This is a genomic window from Brevundimonas sp. (genome assembly GCF_041648115.1).
GTDB lineage: Bacteria > Pseudomonadota > Alphaproteobacteria > Caulobacterales > Caulobacteraceae > Brevundimonas.
Genome location: NZ_JBAZPR010000001.1, coordinates 275,702 through 288,390 on the forward strand (window position 1 = coordinate 275,702; position 12,689 = coordinate 288,390).

The 12,689-nt window shown below is 66.7% G+C and carries 14 protein-coding genes; 7 read left to right on the top strand and 7 right to left on the bottom strand.

The features are described from left to right. Nucleotides 1–73: 73 nt before the first annotated feature. Together WC597_RS01365 and WC597_RS01370 are read right to left on the bottom strand one after the other, a co-directional pair. A complete protein-coding gene (locus WC597_RS01365) occupies nucleotides 74–961 on the bottom strand; it encodes an alpha/beta fold hydrolase (RefSeq protein WP_372691412.1) in 888 nt (295 codons plus the stop codon). Between the two features lie 17 nt (nucleotides 962–978). After that, entirely contained in the window at nucleotides 979–1,467 is a 489-nt protein-coding gene (locus tag WC597_RS01370; protein ID WP_372691413.1) for a Fur family transcriptional regulator, read from the bottom strand. A gap of 117 nt (nucleotides 1,468–1,584) precedes the next feature. Here WC597_RS01370 and WC597_RS01375 point away from each other — a divergent pair, with 117 nt between their 5' ends. Beyond that, nucleotides 1,585–2,361 (top strand): SapC family protein, encoded by a 777-nt coding sequence (locus WC597_RS01375; RefSeq protein ID WP_372691414.1) that lies wholly within the window; start codon nucleotides 1,585–1,587, stop codon nucleotides 2,359–2,361. Between the two features lie 60 nt (nucleotides 2,362–2,421). Here WC597_RS01375 and WC597_RS01380 read toward each other — a convergent pair whose 3' ends face one another. The 3 genes from WC597_RS01380 to WC597_RS01390 form a co-directional block, all read right to left on the bottom strand. Then, nucleotides 2,422–2,829: an acyl dehydratase gene (locus WC597_RS01380; RefSeq protein ID WP_372691415.1), complete on the bottom strand. Its 408-nt coding sequence runs from the start codon at nucleotides 2,827–2,829 to the stop codon at nucleotides 2,422–2,424. A 16-nt stretch (nucleotides 2,830–2,845) separates the two neighbouring features. After that, nucleotides 2,846–3,877 carry an NADP-dependent oxidoreductase gene (locus WC597_RS01385; protein ID WP_372691416.1) on the bottom strand — a complete coding sequence of 344 codons (1,032 nt, stop codon included), beginning with the start codon at nucleotides 3,875–3,877 and terminating at the stop codon, nucleotides 2,846–2,848. 311 nt (nucleotides 3,878–4,188) lie between these two features. Beyond that, complete coding sequence (locus WC597_RS01390) at nucleotides 4,189–4,983, bottom strand: response regulator (RefSeq protein ID WP_372691417.1); 795 nt, start codon at nucleotides 4,981–4,983, stop codon at nucleotides 4,189–4,191. 198 nt (nucleotides 4,984–5,181) lie between these two features. Between WC597_RS01390 and WC597_RS01395 the strand changes: the two genes are divergently transcribed. The 5 genes from WC597_RS01395 to WC597_RS01415 all read left to right on the top strand — a co-directional run bounded on the left by WC597_RS01395 (nucleotide 5,182) and on the right by WC597_RS01415 (nucleotide 9,533). Beyond that, nucleotides 5,182–5,385 (top strand): NepR family anti-sigma factor, encoded by a 204-nt coding sequence (locus tag WC597_RS01395; RefSeq protein WP_372691418.1) that lies wholly within the window; start codon nucleotides 5,182–5,184, stop codon nucleotides 5,383–5,385. After that, nucleotides 5,382–5,993 carry a sigma-70 family RNA polymerase sigma factor gene (locus WC597_RS01400; protein ID WP_135194501.1) on the top strand — a complete coding sequence of 204 codons (612 nt, stop codon included), beginning with the start codon at nucleotides 5,382–5,384 and terminating at the stop codon, nucleotides 5,991–5,993. Before WC597_RS01395 ends, WC597_RS01400 begins: the two co-directional genes overlap by 4 nt. 102 nt (nucleotides 5,994–6,095) lie before the next feature. Next, on the top strand, nucleotides 6,096–7,796 hold the full coding sequence (locus WC597_RS01405; RefSeq protein ID WP_372691450.1) for a sensor histidine kinase: 1,701 nt from the start codon (nucleotides 6,096–6,098) through the stop codon (nucleotides 7,794–7,796). Nucleotides 7,797–7,846: 50 nt separating this feature from the next. Next, the gene (locus tag WC597_RS01410) at nucleotides 7,847–7,984 is read left to right on the top strand and encodes an entericidin A/B family lipoprotein (RefSeq protein ID WP_017505506.1); all 138 of its coding nucleotides are present in this window, start codon (nucleotides 7,847–7,849) and stop codon (nucleotides 7,982–7,984) included. A gap of 94 nt (nucleotides 7,985–8,078) precedes the next feature. Then, nucleotides 8,079–9,533, top strand: a complete 1,455-nt coding sequence (locus WC597_RS01415; protein ID WP_372691419.1) for an NAD-dependent succinate-semialdehyde dehydrogenase — start codon at nucleotides 8,079–8,081, stop codon at nucleotides 9,531–9,533. Here the strand turns inward: WC597_RS01415 and WC597_RS01420 are convergent, their stop codons facing one another. Then, nucleotides 9,534–10,349, bottom strand: a complete 816-nt coding sequence (locus WC597_RS01420; RefSeq protein ID WP_372691420.1) for a hypothetical protein — start codon at nucleotides 10,347–10,349, stop codon at nucleotides 9,534–9,536. Nucleotides 10,350–10,436: 87 nt separating this feature from the next. On the opposite strand from WC597_RS01420, the gene obgE reads away from it, so the two are divergent. Then, a complete protein-coding gene (gene obgE / locus WC597_RS01425; RefSeq protein ID WP_372691421.1) occupies nucleotides 10,437–11,483 on the top strand; it encodes a GTPase ObgE in 1,047 nt (348 codons plus the stop codon). Here obgE and WC597_RS01430 read toward each other — a convergent pair whose 3' ends face one another. After that, complete coding sequence (locus WC597_RS01430) at nucleotides 11,484–12,656, bottom strand: AI-2E family transporter (RefSeq protein ID WP_372691422.1); 1,173 nt, start codon at nucleotides 12,654–12,656, stop codon at nucleotides 11,484–11,486. Between the last annotated feature and the right edge of the window lie 33 nt (nucleotides 12,657–12,689).

The following is a 12,689-nucleotide window of genomic DNA, read 5'->3' on the forward strand; positions in this document are numbered from 1 at the left end:
TCGGGCGGCGAGGGAGTTTTGCTCAGCGGCGCCCTTATAGCGCGGGTGTTTGTTCAGCCTACAGAAATCATTCTTAGACAGCAGCGTCGAACAAGGCGTCACGGGCTATGTCGGCGTGGGTCATGGGGAACAGGTGACCCCCGCCGGATACGACCTCGACCGTGACGTTAGGCAGGCCGCGAGGCGCGACCGGCACATGGGTCAGGGCGCCGTGTTCGGCTTTCAGGATGCGCACCGGCCCCGGATAGCGCCGTAGCGCCCGCCAGGGGTCGTGCGCCTGGGCCGAATAGTTGGCCGCCTCCCAGGCCGGGGTGGCGCTGAGGTTCAAGCCGCCCTCCCCCTCGCCCTTTTGCTCAGTCAGGCCTTCCGACAGATAGTCGGCCAGAACCATGTCGGGCCAACCCTTGAAGGCGCCGCGCCCGCGATAGGCGGCCATGGCCTGCTCGCGGCTGTCGAACAGACTGCGACGGCGCAGGGTGGCTTTGGCGATGGGGATGGCGCCCATCAGCCGGTGGGCGAAGGGCAGGTTGAAGGCGAAGACCGCCGACCGTTTCCAGATCACCGGGTCGAACAGCACCAGGCTGGAGACACGTTCCGGCTGCACAGCCGCCGCCATCAGTGAGGCCGTGCCGCCCATCGAATGGCCGGCCATCACCACCGGCGGACCGTCGATAGCCTTGAGCAAGGCCAGCAGGTCGTCGCGGTGATCCAGCCAGCTGGTCTTGGGCCGGGTGAAGACCGGCAGGGTCGAACGGCCATGCCCGCGCAAATCGGGCGCCCAGATGCGCAACGACGCCGACAGGGGCGACAGCAAGCTGCGGTAGGTGGCGGCGTTGAAACCGTTGGCGTGGGAGAAGATCAGATCGACCGGGCGTTTGGGATCGCCGAAATCCAGCACCGCCATCTCACCCGCGCCCCAGCGGTTGTCGATGGGAACGGCCAGGCGCCGAGAAGGAGACATCAGCGCCGCATCCATGCTCAAGCCGTCTCTCGGCACGCGGCGCAACGGCCGTGCGCCTCGATGGTGGTGCGGGCGATGGCGTAGCCTGCAGCTGATGCGGCGGCGTTCATGGCGCTCTGATCCGGGCCGCTGACCTCGCGCGTCGCGCCGCAGCAGTCGCAGATCAGGAAGGCGGCGGCATGGGCGGCGTCGCCGTCGTCGGTGCAGGCGACATAGGCGCTGATGGAGGCGATGCGGTGGGCCATGCCCAGTCGCTCCAGAAACTCCAGCGCGCGATAGACGGTCGGCGGCTTGGCGGCCTGACCGTCCTCGCCGAAACGCGCGATCAGGTCATAGGCCTTCACCGGCTCGCCCGTTTCCAGCAGCAGGGCCAGAACCCGGCGGCGCTGGGCGGTCATGCGCTCGCCCCGCTGGACCGCGCGCGCCTCGGCCGCCGCCAGGGCGCGATCCAGCGCGCCGCCGTTCAGGCCGGAATGGTCGTGATCGTGATCGCAGGCGGAACCCATGCGCTACAGCTAATGGCTGGCGTCCCCTACTGCAACCGACGCATCGCGGGTTTGCCGGTTGGGCGGGGTTGGGCTAGAAGGCGCGCCTCCGATCTCCAACCAGAGCGTCCTCGCTTCATGACCGACACGAACAACTCGCCGCTCGAAGGCAACGTCCTCTTCTACACCAACCCCGAGCCGCTGGATCAGACCATCCACGGCGGCCTGGGCGTCAACCCGAGCGACAAGCCCTACGCCTTCGTGGCCCAGACGAATGTCGTGCCGCTGACGGTGACCGAGTTCTCGGCCGCCGCCCTGTCCTATCCGATCATCTTCACCGGCGAGAACCGCCAGCCGGTGGCCGTGATGGGCCTGCGCCAGAACGAGAACCTGTTCGTCGCCGACGACGGCGAGTTCCGCGGCGACGCCTATGTGCCGGCCTATGTGCGCCGCTATCCGTTCGTCTTCGCCGACGACAAGCAGAACCAGCGCCTGATCCTGTGCATCGACCGCGGCGCCTCGATCGTCGCCGAGGGCGGCCAGAATCCGCTGTTCGTCGATGGCCAACCCAGCGACTACACCAATATGGCGATGGAGTTCTGCAACAACTTCGAGCAGGAGCGTCTGCGCACCGAAGGCTTCATGACGCTGATCAACGAGTTGGACCTGCTGGACATTCGCGAGGCCCACTTCACGCCTCGCAACCCCGACGGCACGCCGGGCGAGCCGCAGAAGCTGGCCGAATACTATGCGGTGTCGGAAGACAAGCTGCGCGCCCTGCCCGCCGAGAAGCTGGTCGAGCTGCGCGACAACGGCGCCCTGGGCCAGATCTACGCCCACCTGGTGTCGCTGATCGGTTGGGATCGCCTGATCGCCCTGGCCGTGCTGCGCCAGGCGCCGACGACCGTCAACTAAGTCGACGACGCTTCAAGACGATCAGCCCCGCCGGTTCCGCCGGCGGGGCTTTTCGTGGGCTCAACGCCGCGAGAACAGCGCCCGCGTCAGGCAGGAAAAGACTAGCCGCCCCGCCTCGTCCAACAGGTCGTGGGAGGCGATGACGATGCCCTTTTCGTCGCCGACCGGATCCTTGCCCATCACCGTCATCCGCCCACGCAGCAGCTCGCCGGCGGGCGGATTGCGCATGTAGCGCAGGCCGTCGACGGCCAGGACCTTGGTCTGGGCCCAGCCGCCGGACTTGTCGGCCGCCAGCCGGCTCCACAGCACATAGACCATGGCGTCCGGTGCGCCGTAGGCGACGTCCCAGCCCGGCGAGAACCGCTCGATGAAGACGTCCAGCGCCGCCTGATCGACGGCGCAGGCGCCCAGCGGCACGACCTGACCCACTTCCAGGTCTTCGAAATGGACGTGCAGCGGATCGCTCATGGACGGACCTTCGGCTTCAGGCGGGTTCTTCGGAAACGCGAACCAGCAGCTTGCCGTCGTGATCGCCGGTGAACAAGCGGTTCAACGAATCCACCGCGCCGTCCAGGCCGTCATCGACGTGAACCTTCCACTTCACCCGCCCGTCCGCCAGCCACGGCCCCATCTCGGCGACCATCTCGCGGGCGCGCGGAGCATAGTCCAGAACCAGGAAACCCTGGACCTGAAGACGGTGGGTGATGATGCGCGCGAAGTTCGGCGACGGCGGCGCCTTGGTCGCATTGTAGGAAGACACCAGGCCGCACACCGCCATCCGGCCGTGAACCTTCAGCCGGTTGAAGACGGCGATCATGATGTCGCCGCCGACATTCTCGAAGTTCAGATCGACGCCGTCGGGGGCCAGACGGTCCAGCGCCTCGCCCACATCCTCGTTCTTGTAGTCGATGGCGGCGTCGAACCCGAGTTCGTCGGTCAGCCAGGCGCATTTCTCAGGACCCCCGGCGATACCGATGACGCGGCATCCGCGCTGTTTGGCGATCTGGCCGGCGATGGAGCCGACGGCGCCGGCCGCCGCCGAGATGACGATGGTCTCGCCCTCCTTGGCCTTGAGCACATCGGTGATGCCGAAATAGGCGGTCAGGCCGGTCATGCCGAGCACCGACATATTGGCCGTCAGCGGCAGGCCCGGCGCGCGGTGGACGGGGCGAAGGCCGCCTTCAGGCACGACGGCGTAGTCGGCCCAGCCACCCGAGGTCGGCATGACTACGTCGCCGGACTTGAAGCGGCTGGACCGCGAGGCCTCGACCACGCCCAGGGTCAGGCCGCGCATGACCTCGCCCAGGCCCACCGGCGGCAGATAGCCTTCGGAATCGTTCATCCAGGTGCGGTTGGTCGGGTCCAGCGACAGATAGACGGTGCGGACCAGCACCTCGTTTTCCTTCAGGTCGGGGATGGCCGTCTCGACCAGTTCGAGGTCGCCGGGCTGGATCAGCCCCTTGGGGCGCTGGCGCAGCACCCATTGTCGGTTCGTCTTGCCGTTCGTCGAGGCCATGCGCGTTTCTCCCGTGGGTTTTCTTTGAGCGCCACCTTGGCCCCGGCGCGCGCGGCGGTCGAGCCATGACCAAGAAAAAAGCGGCCCTTGCGGACCGCTTTGAAGTGGCATCATCGAGAATGAGGCGCGGAGGCGGCATGATCGGCTATCGCTGATCAAGTCGGGGGGCGTCGCCGCCTCCGCATCCCGATAACGACGAGACGGAACGCGGGTTCCCCGACGGTTGCGACTTTTCCTGTCGACCCAAAAGAAAAGGCCCCGTCGCGGATGCGAACGGGGCCTCTTTGTCGTCTGAAAGACGGGCTGCGGCTTTACGCCGCTTCTTTCTGACGCGAAGGATGGAAGAACAGCGCCTGGCTGATCGCCGCCTTCACCGTTTCCGGCTGGAACGGCTTTGTGATCAGGAAGGTCGGCTCGGGACGCTCGCCGGTCAGCAGGCGTTCCGGGAAGGCGGTGATGAAGATCACCGGCACGTCCAGCGTCTTCAGGATGTCCTTGACCGCGTCGATGCCGGACGAACCGTCGGCCAGTTGGATGTCGGCCAGAACCAGACCCGGCTTGTGGCGGGCGACGGCGTCGATGGCTTCGTCATGCGTCGTGGCGGTGCCGGTGACGCGGTGACCCAGTTCCTTGACCAGGCTCTGGATGTCGGCCGAAATGATAGCCTCGTCCTCGATCACCAGCACGTCCGTCGCCAGTTCGGCGTCGATGTCGGACTGGGCGTCGGCGATCAGGCGTTCGACGTCGCGCGGATCGGCGGACAGGATCTGGGCGGCTTCCGAAGGGGTGAAACCTTCCAGAGCAGTCAGCAGGAAGGCCTGACGCGAACGGGGCGCGATACGCAGCAGACGCTGCGAGGCGTCATTGCCCGTGGTCTCCAGCATGCCGGTCTCCAACTGGGCGCCGGTGGACGACCAGATGGCGTGGAAGACATGATACAGGGCCACGCGCGGCGTCATGTCGGCCGACAGCTGCTGCTCACCAGCCGCCAGGGCCTCAAGGGCGACACGGACGTAATTGTCGCCGGTGGATTGGTCGCCGGTCAGCGCACGGGCGTAACGGCGCACATAAGGCAGGTGCGGCGCAAGTCTGGCCAGAAGGCTCATTCAGATAGTCCCCGACAAATCTCCGCCGTCCCAGCAATGGAAGGCGCTACAGCGGGTCTAAACGTATCATACGCGTCACGGTTCCGCAGTTTGGACAAAGCTTGAGCGTAAAATCGCCATCGCACAGGAACCCCGGCGCGGGGACGACGTTATCGGCGGGCATCTCTGCGAAGACCGTTGGGTGGGCGTGTTCTGTCTATGATTGATTCTACCGACTCCTCGCGCCCCAAGGGCGCCGAAAACAAGGGGGAGGCCGGGCTTGAAGAAGCTCGCCTTCGTCAGCAGGCCATCGGCGTAAAGCTGCGGCACATGTTCGACGAGGTCGTCAACGAACCCGTCCCCGACGAGTTTCTCGACATCCTGAAGCGCGCCGACGCCAAGGCGGCGGATGGCGCCGCATGAGTACGTCTCGCCTGGGGGCCGCCCCCAAGCCCGCCTCGGCCGACGACGAAGGCTTCAAGCGCGAACTGGTGGTGCTGATCCCGCATCTGCGCGCCTTCGCCCGCACACTGACCGGTGATCCGACCGCCGCCGACGACCTGGCGCAGGACGCGATGATGAAGGCGTGGGACGCCCGCGCCTCCTATCAGATGGGCACGAACATGAAGGCTTGGACCTTCATGATCCTGCGCAATCAGTTCTATTCCGAGAAGCGTCGCTCGTGGCGTCAGTCGCAGCTGGATCAGGAAGCCGCCGAGCGGACCCTGGTCGCCGTGGACGATCCCGAGGCGCCCGTCGCGCTGGACGAACTGCGTCAGGCCCTGAAGACCCTGCCCGAAGAACAGCGTGAAGCCCTGATCCTGGTCGGCGCCGGCGGCTTCGCCTACGAAGAAGCGGCCGAAATCTGCGGCTGCGCGGTCGGCACGGTGAAGAGCCGCGTCAGCCGGGCGCGTCGCGCGCTTGCGGCCACGCTTGAAAAAGGCGGCTACGGCCGCGACGGAAAGGCGGCGGGCGACGCCATGCGCTCCATCCTGGGCGAGGCCGACAGGCTGGCCGGCGCCCGGAGCTGACCTGCGGTGAATGAGACGACCAGAGACGCCTCAAGGCCGCGCCTCGGTCGCACGTGGAATACGGACCGGTTTCAGGGCATTCGCTTTCGGCTGGGCGCGGCCATGGCCATGGCCCTGCTGCCGATCTTCGTCCTCAGCTTGATCCAGACCCAGGCGGATTTCCGCCGGCAGGCCGAGGACCGACAGGTCGACCTGCAACTGGCGGCCGAGCGCAGCGCCTCCAGCGCCAAGGCCCAGCTGGACAGCGCCCAGGTTCTGTTGCGCGCGCTCAGCCCCGATGCGCTCGGCCCCTATTGCGCGCCCCGCCTGACCGCGCTTGTCGGACGGCTGGAAGGTTATGAAGGCCTCTATCGCATAAGTCCGACCGGCGAGGCGGTCTGCGCCTCCGGCCGCACGGACGGGCTGCGTTCCGGCGTCGCGCCGGCCGCACAGGCCACATGGTTCCAGCGTCTGCGCAACGGCGAGGAACTGGTCGTGGTGCGCGCGTCAGACGGAGCCGGTTATCAAGGCGCGCTGATCGTGGCGACCCGCGCCGAGCGGCCGATGGGCCGGTTCGACGGGGCCATGGTCGCCGTCATTCCCCTGTCCGCCCTGCAACCCGACATCGGCGACCCCGCTCTGCCATCGGGCGCCGAGGCCGCGTTGACCGACGGCGCCGGCCGCATCCTGACCGCCAGTGATCCCGATGTCTTCAAGCTTGCCGACGGCGACGACATCGCCGGCTGGGTCGCGCGAGCGCGCGACCAGGGTTCGGCCGTGTTCGAGGCCAAGGACGTTCAGAACCACCGACGCGACTATGCCGGTGCGGCGCTGGCGGGCGGAGACCTCTACGCCCTGCTGTCGGCGCCGGCGCCCGGCCTGCTGTCCTGGGCGCGGCTGAACCCGATCGGAACGTTGCTGCTGCCCCTGGGCGCCTGGTTGACGGCGTTCGCGGCGGTGATGCTGCTGTCTGAGCGCATCTTCATCCGCTGGCTGGACTATCTGGAGCGGGTCGCCGCCATCTATGCGCGCGGTCGGTTCTCGGTGCGGCCTCTTCAGGCGATGAACGCCCCGGCTGAAATCCGCACCATGGCCCGCACTCTGGACGAAATGGCCGAGGCCATCACGGTTCGAGATCGGGAGCTGACCGACGCCCTGGCGGAGAAGGACGCGCTGATGCGCGAGATCCACCACCGGGTGAAGAACAACCTTCAGATCATCTCTTCCCTGCTGTCGATGCAGCAGCGCGCCCTGACCGACGCCCCGGCCAAGGCGGCTCTGGGCGATACGCGTCAGCGCATCTCGGCCCTGGCCCTGATCTATCGCACCCTCTACCAGAGCAACGACATCCGCCACGCCGATGCGCGTGAGTTCCTTAACGAACTGGTGGGGCAGTTGGTCGCCAGCGAGGCCACCCGCGGCCCGGTCGTCATCAGTTCGGTCGATGCGGATTCGCTTCACGTCGATCCCGACAAGCTGGCGCCCCTGGCGCTGTGGCTGGTCGAGGCGGTGACCAACGCACAGAAGCACGCCTTCGCCGGCAGCGGCGGTGAGTTGAAGGTCCGCTTCCGGGTCCAGGGCGAAACGTCCGTGCTTGAAGTCGAGGACGACGGACCCGGCGCCCAGGCCGGGGCTGAGGTCGGCGTGGGTCGCACCCTGATGAGCGCCTTCGCCAAACAGTTGCGGGGCGAGACCGATTTCATCACGCCCCGCGGCGGCGGCACCATCGCCCGCATGACCTTCGCCACGCCCGAGGCCTTGGCGCCGGTCGATCCGGCGGACAAGACGTCCAGCAACGGAACCGGAGCCGTGGCGTCGCGTTGATGCAGCAAGACCGGCGGAGTTTCACCCCGGCTAACCTTCGGAGTTTTCTCATGCGCAAGATTTTCGTTCTGGTCGCCGCCGCCGCCGCCCTGACCACCGCCGCCTGCAACACAGTCGAAGGCGTGGGCCGCGACACCCAGGCCGCCGGCCAAGCCGTCACCGGCGCCGCCCAAGACGCCAAGAACTAATCGACGGCCGCAGCCCTCGGCTGCATCGTCGGACTTGCAAGGCCCCGCATCGTCGGGGCCTTGTTCGTTTCAGGACTGCGAGAGGAGCTTTTGAGTGAACCATACCGCCCGCCAATCCGGCCTTGCGCTGCTGCGCCAGTACGCCCTGATCGCCGGAGAGCCCATCCTTGCGAACGGTGCAGGCATCGCCGTCGATGATCCGGCGACCGGAGAGATCATCGGCCATGTTCCCGACATGAGCGTCGCCGAAACCGAACGGGCGATCGCGGCGGCGGCGGAGACGTTCAAGACCTGGTCCCGGAGCGACCCTCATGAGCGCGCCGCCTTCCTGCGAAAATGGGCGGCGTTGATCGACGACAACGTCGAAGGTCTGGGCGCGTTGATGGCGCTGGAGAACGGCAAGCCGTTCGAGGAGGCCAAGGGCGAGGTGACCTACGCCAACGGCTTCCTGAAATGGTTCGCGGGCCAGGCCGAGCGGCTGATCGGCGAGACCCAGGACAGTCCGCTGGGCCATCTGATCCTGACCTATCGTGAGGCGGTCGGACCGTGCGCATTGATCACACCGTGGAACTTCCCCGCCGCCATGCTGACGCGGAAGCTGGGCCCCGCCTTCGCCGCCGGCTGCACCGCCGTGGTCAAGCCGGCCAGCCAGACTCCCTTCACCGCCATCGCCCTTGCCGAACTGGCCTATCAGGCGGGCCTGCCCAGGGGCGCCCTGTCCATCGTCACTGGCGACGCCGCGACCATCGGCAAGGTGCTGACGGACAGCCCGGCGATCCGCAAACTGTCCTTCACCGGCTCGACCGGCGTGGGCCGCAAACTGGCGGAACAGTGCGCCCCGACGCTGAAGCGGGTGTCGATGGAGTTGGGCGGCGCTGCCCCGCTGATCGTCTTCGCCGACGCCGATCTGGATTTGGCCGTCGCCGAGACCATCAAGGGCAAGTTCAGGAACTCGGGCCAGACCTGCGTCTGTCCCAACCGCGTCTATGTCGAGCGGTCGGTCGCCGAGACCTATGCCGAAAAACTCGCGGCGGAAGTCGCAAAGATCAACGTCGGGAACGCTTTCGAAGAGGGCGTGAAGGTTGGGCCACTGATCGAGGACAAGGCCATCGACAAGGTCGAGAAACACGTGGCGACGATCAAGGCCGACGGCGGCAAGGTGCTGACCGGCGGCTCGCGCCATGAGCTGGGCGGCCGCTTCTTCCAGCCGACCGTCACCTTGGGCGGGAACGACGCACTGTTCCGCGAGGAAGAGACGTTCGGTCCGATGATCCCCGTTTTCGCCTTCGATACCGAGGAGGAGGTTCTGGAGAAGGCCAACGCCAGCGATTACGGCCTGGCCTCCTATCTGTTCACCCGCGACCTGGACCGGGCCATGCGGTTTTCGCGTCGGATCGAGGCGGGAATGTGCGGCGTCAATACGGGCCTGATCTCCACCGCCGTCGCCCCGTTCGGCGGGGTCAAGCAGTCGGGCTATGGCCGCGAGGGTTCGATCCACGGGATCGACGAATATGTGGACATCAAGACGGTGACGCTGGCGCTGCGGTGATCAGACCGTCAGGGAAATCCCGCCGACGTTCAGGTCTTTGCCCGCATCGTCCACGGCCTTGAGTGCATCGGCTCGGTCATTCGTTTTGACAAGTCGGCCGCCGTCATCGGCCGCCGCCTTTTCCGCATCGTCAGCATCGCGGGTCTCGGCTCCATCGGGCTTTTGAGCGGCGGCCTGTTTGGCCATGGCCTTGATCTGGTTGACCAGACTGCGGACGTCGGTCAGGAATTCGCGGTCCGCCTGGATTGCTGCGCCGCGACGCGACGCATCGGCGAACCGGGCGTCCGCGTCCTGCGCCATGCGTTGATAGGGGTTGGCCTCGGGAGATCCGGCCGGCTCGCCGGCGGGAGCTTCCCTCTCGCCCTCGCCTGATTTTGCACTGTCTGCTGTGGAGACCGTCTGCACCGCTTGTGAGTTGGCGCTGGCTTCACCCTCGACGCTTGCAGAGACAGAGGCGGCGCTCGGATCAGCCGAGGCGGCGGCTGTCGCCGTCACGCCCAGATCACCGGCGGAACCGCCTGCCCCGGCATAGCTGCTGACCGCCGATTTCAGTTCACGCGCCAGCTGGGCCAGCACCTTGGGATCGACGGGACTGCTCATCCTCAGCATCTGCAGCCGGGCCTTGAGCTGATCAACGCGCTGTTTGGCGGCGGCCTTCTTCTGGTCCGAGGCGTCGGTGTTCATTTGTTTCAGCGTCGCCACCGCCGACTTGGCGTCACGCAGCCGGGCGGCGGATCGCTCGTCCGCCGCCTTCTCGCGCTGGACACGGCCCTCGTTCAGGACATTACCCATGGCGCTGGCGGACGAGACGTTCATGGGCGAAGAGTCTGGATCGCGTCGCTTAATGACCTATGAATTACGCGGCGCCTCGCCCTCGCCCTCGTCTTTTGGCATAAGCCCGCGATGAAGTTCCTCGACCAGGCCAAGATCTATATCCGCTCCGGTAACGGCGGCGCGGGCTCCGTGTCGTTCCGACGCGAGAAATTCATTCCCAACGGCGGCCCGGACGGCGGCGACGGCGGCAAGGGCGGCGACGTCTGGATCGAGTCGATGGACGGGCTGAACACCCTGATCGACTATCGCTACCAGCAGCATTTCAAGGCCCAGACCGGCCATCACGGCCAGGGTCGCCAGATGCATGGCGGCAAGGGCGACGACGTGCATCTGAAGGTGCCGGTCGGCACACAGGTTCTGGACGAGGACAAGGAAACCGTCCTGCTGGACATGGACACCCCCGGCAAGGTCGAACTGCTGCTGAAGGGCGGCAACGGCGGCTGGGGCAATGTGCGGTTCAAGGGCCCGACCAACCAGGCGCCGACCTACGCCAACCCCGGCCAGGACGGTCAGGAACGCTGGATCTGGCTGCGGTTGAAGCTGATCGCCGACATCGGTCTGGCGGGCCTGCCCAATGCGGGCAAGTCGACCTTCCTGTCGGCGGCCAGCGCCGCCAAGCCCAAGATCGCGGATTATCCCTTCACCACCCTGGCCCCTAACCTGGGGATGGTGGACCTGTCGCCTTCAGAGCGGTTCGTCATCGCCGACATCCCCGGCCTGATCGAGGGCGCCAGCGAGGGCGCGGGGCTGGGCACGCGCTTCCTGGGCCACGTCGAACGCTCGGCCAGCCTGATCCACCTGATCGACGGCACACAGGACGATGTGGCGGAGGCCTATCGCATCATCCGTGGCGAGCTTGAGGCCTATGGCGAGGGCCTGGCCGACAAGGCCGAGATCCTGGCGTTGAACAAGATCGACGCCCTGACGCCAGAGGCGCGCGATGAGAAGGCGGCCGAACTGGAAGCCGTCTCAGGTCGCCGCCCCATGCTGGTGTCCGGCGTGTCGGGCGAGGGCGTCGCCGCCCTGCTGCGCGCCGCCTGGGCCGAGGTGAAGAAGACGCGCGGCGCCCTGGCCGGCGAAGGCGACACGGATCAGATCAGCGGCTGGCAGCCCTGATCAGGCCTCCGGCGCAGGCTCAGGTTTAGGCTTGCGCCGGGCCGATTTCGGCTTGTCGGTCGTCTTGTCCTCGTCCGCATAGGGTTCGCCGTCGCCGGACAGCAGGATCGCCATCCAGCGCGACCCCTTGAACTCGGCCAGGATCGCCATGGCCATGACGGCCAGCGGCGTGGACAGGAACATGCCGATCACACCCCACATTTTGCCCCAGAAGGCCAAAGCCAGCAGCACCACCACCGGATCGATGTTCTGGTTGTCGCCCTGCATGCGCGGCTGGATGAAGTTGCCGACGACGAACAGGATCACCTGCAACCCGACCAGCAGGATGGCGGCCGGCCAGTAGCTTTCGAACTGGACAAGGGCGAACAGCGGCGGGGCCAGCCCCGCCACCGCCCCGCCCAGCACGGGGATGAAGCCAACGATGAAGATGACGAAGGTCCAGAACTCGGCGTTCTGAAGCCCCACCGCCCGCATCAGGATCCAGGCCACGACGCAGATCATCGCCCCCGTCACCGACTGCACCCAGATATAGCCCTCGACCCCGCCGCGCACGCGCTGGAACACCGCGACAGCCTCGTCGCGCTGGGCCTCCGAGGGGAACATGGCGATGATCTTGCGGCGGAACCCAACCTGGGACGCCAGCAGAAAGCCCAGATAGATCAGGACGAAGAAGGCGCCCGAGGCGATGCCCTGAACCTGGAAGGCCATCGAGGTCAGCCAGCCGCGCACATCCACGCCGTTGATCAAATCCTGGGCCGTCGGCGGATTGGCCAGCCGCACGATGCCATAGACATCGCGAATGATCTGATCGATGCGCGGGCCGATGTTCTGGGACACGCCCGACGCCTCGCCGAAGAAGCCGGCCGCGCCGTTCACGATGATGGCGATGGAGGCGAAGAAGGCCAGCACCACCAGGGTCAGGGCCGCGATCCCGGCCATACGGCTGTTCAACGGCGTGCGCGCCTCGACCGACCGCTTCACCCCGTCGATCATGATCAGCAGGAAGATGGCCATGGCCAGCGGCGTCAGGATGTCCCGCAGCCAATAGATGGCCGCTCCCGCCGCCACCGTGGCGATGATCCCGACGGCGTTGCGGGACACGGCCGAGGACGGCATGGCGACGGGGCTTTTCATGCCTGTGTTGTCGAACCGCTCGGCTTCGGCGTCAATCACTGTTCCGACCGCGTTTGGAACGCGCTAGACCTT

Bases quoted from the DNA above. Each gene is read 5' to 3' on its own strand.
- WC597_RS01365 (WP_372691412.1), bottom strand. From the start codon at position 961: ATGTCTCCTTCTCGGCGCCTGGCCGTTCCCATCGACAACCGCTGGGGC.
- WC597_RS01370 (WP_372691413.1), bottom strand. From the start codon at position 1,467: ATGGGTTCCGCCTGCGATCACGATCACGACCATTCCGGCCTGAACGGC.
- WC597_RS01375 (WP_372691414.1), top strand. From the start codon at position 1,585: ATGACCGACACGAACAACTCGCCGCTCGAAGGCAACGTCCTCTTCTAC.
- WC597_RS01380 (WP_372691415.1), bottom strand. From the start codon at position 2,829: ATGAGCGATCCGCTGCACGTCCATTTCGAAGACCTGGAAGTGGGTCAG.
- WC597_RS01385 (WP_372691416.1), bottom strand. From the start codon at position 3,877: ATGGCCTCGACGAACGGCAAGACGAACCGACAATGGGTGCTGCGCCAG.
- WC597_RS01390 (WP_372691417.1), bottom strand. From the start codon at position 4,983: ATGAGCCTTCTGGCCAGACTTGCGCCGCACCTGCCTTATGTGCGCCGT.
- WC597_RS01395 (WP_372691418.1), top strand. From the start codon at position 5,182: ATGATTGATTCTACCGACTCCTCGCGCCCCAAGGGCGCCGAAAACAAG.
- WC597_RS01400 (WP_135194501.1), top strand. From the start codon at position 5,382: ATGAGTACGTCTCGCCTGGGGGCCGCCCCCAAGCCCGCCTCGGCCGAC.
- WC597_RS01405 (WP_372691450.1), top strand. From the start codon at position 6,096: ATGGCCATGGCCCTGCTGCCGATCTTCGTCCTCAGCTTGATCCAGACC.
- WC597_RS01410 (WP_017505506.1), top strand. From the start codon at position 7,847: ATGCGCAAGATTTTCGTTCTGGTCGCCGCCGCCGCCGCCCTGACCACC.
- WC597_RS01420 (WP_372691420.1), bottom strand. From the start codon at position 10,349: ATGAACGTCTCGTCCGCCAGCGCCATGGGTAATGTCCTGAACGAGGGC.
- obgE (WP_372691421.1), top strand. From the start codon at position 10,437: ATGAAGTTCCTCGACCAGGCCAAGATCTATATCCGCTCCGGTAACGGC.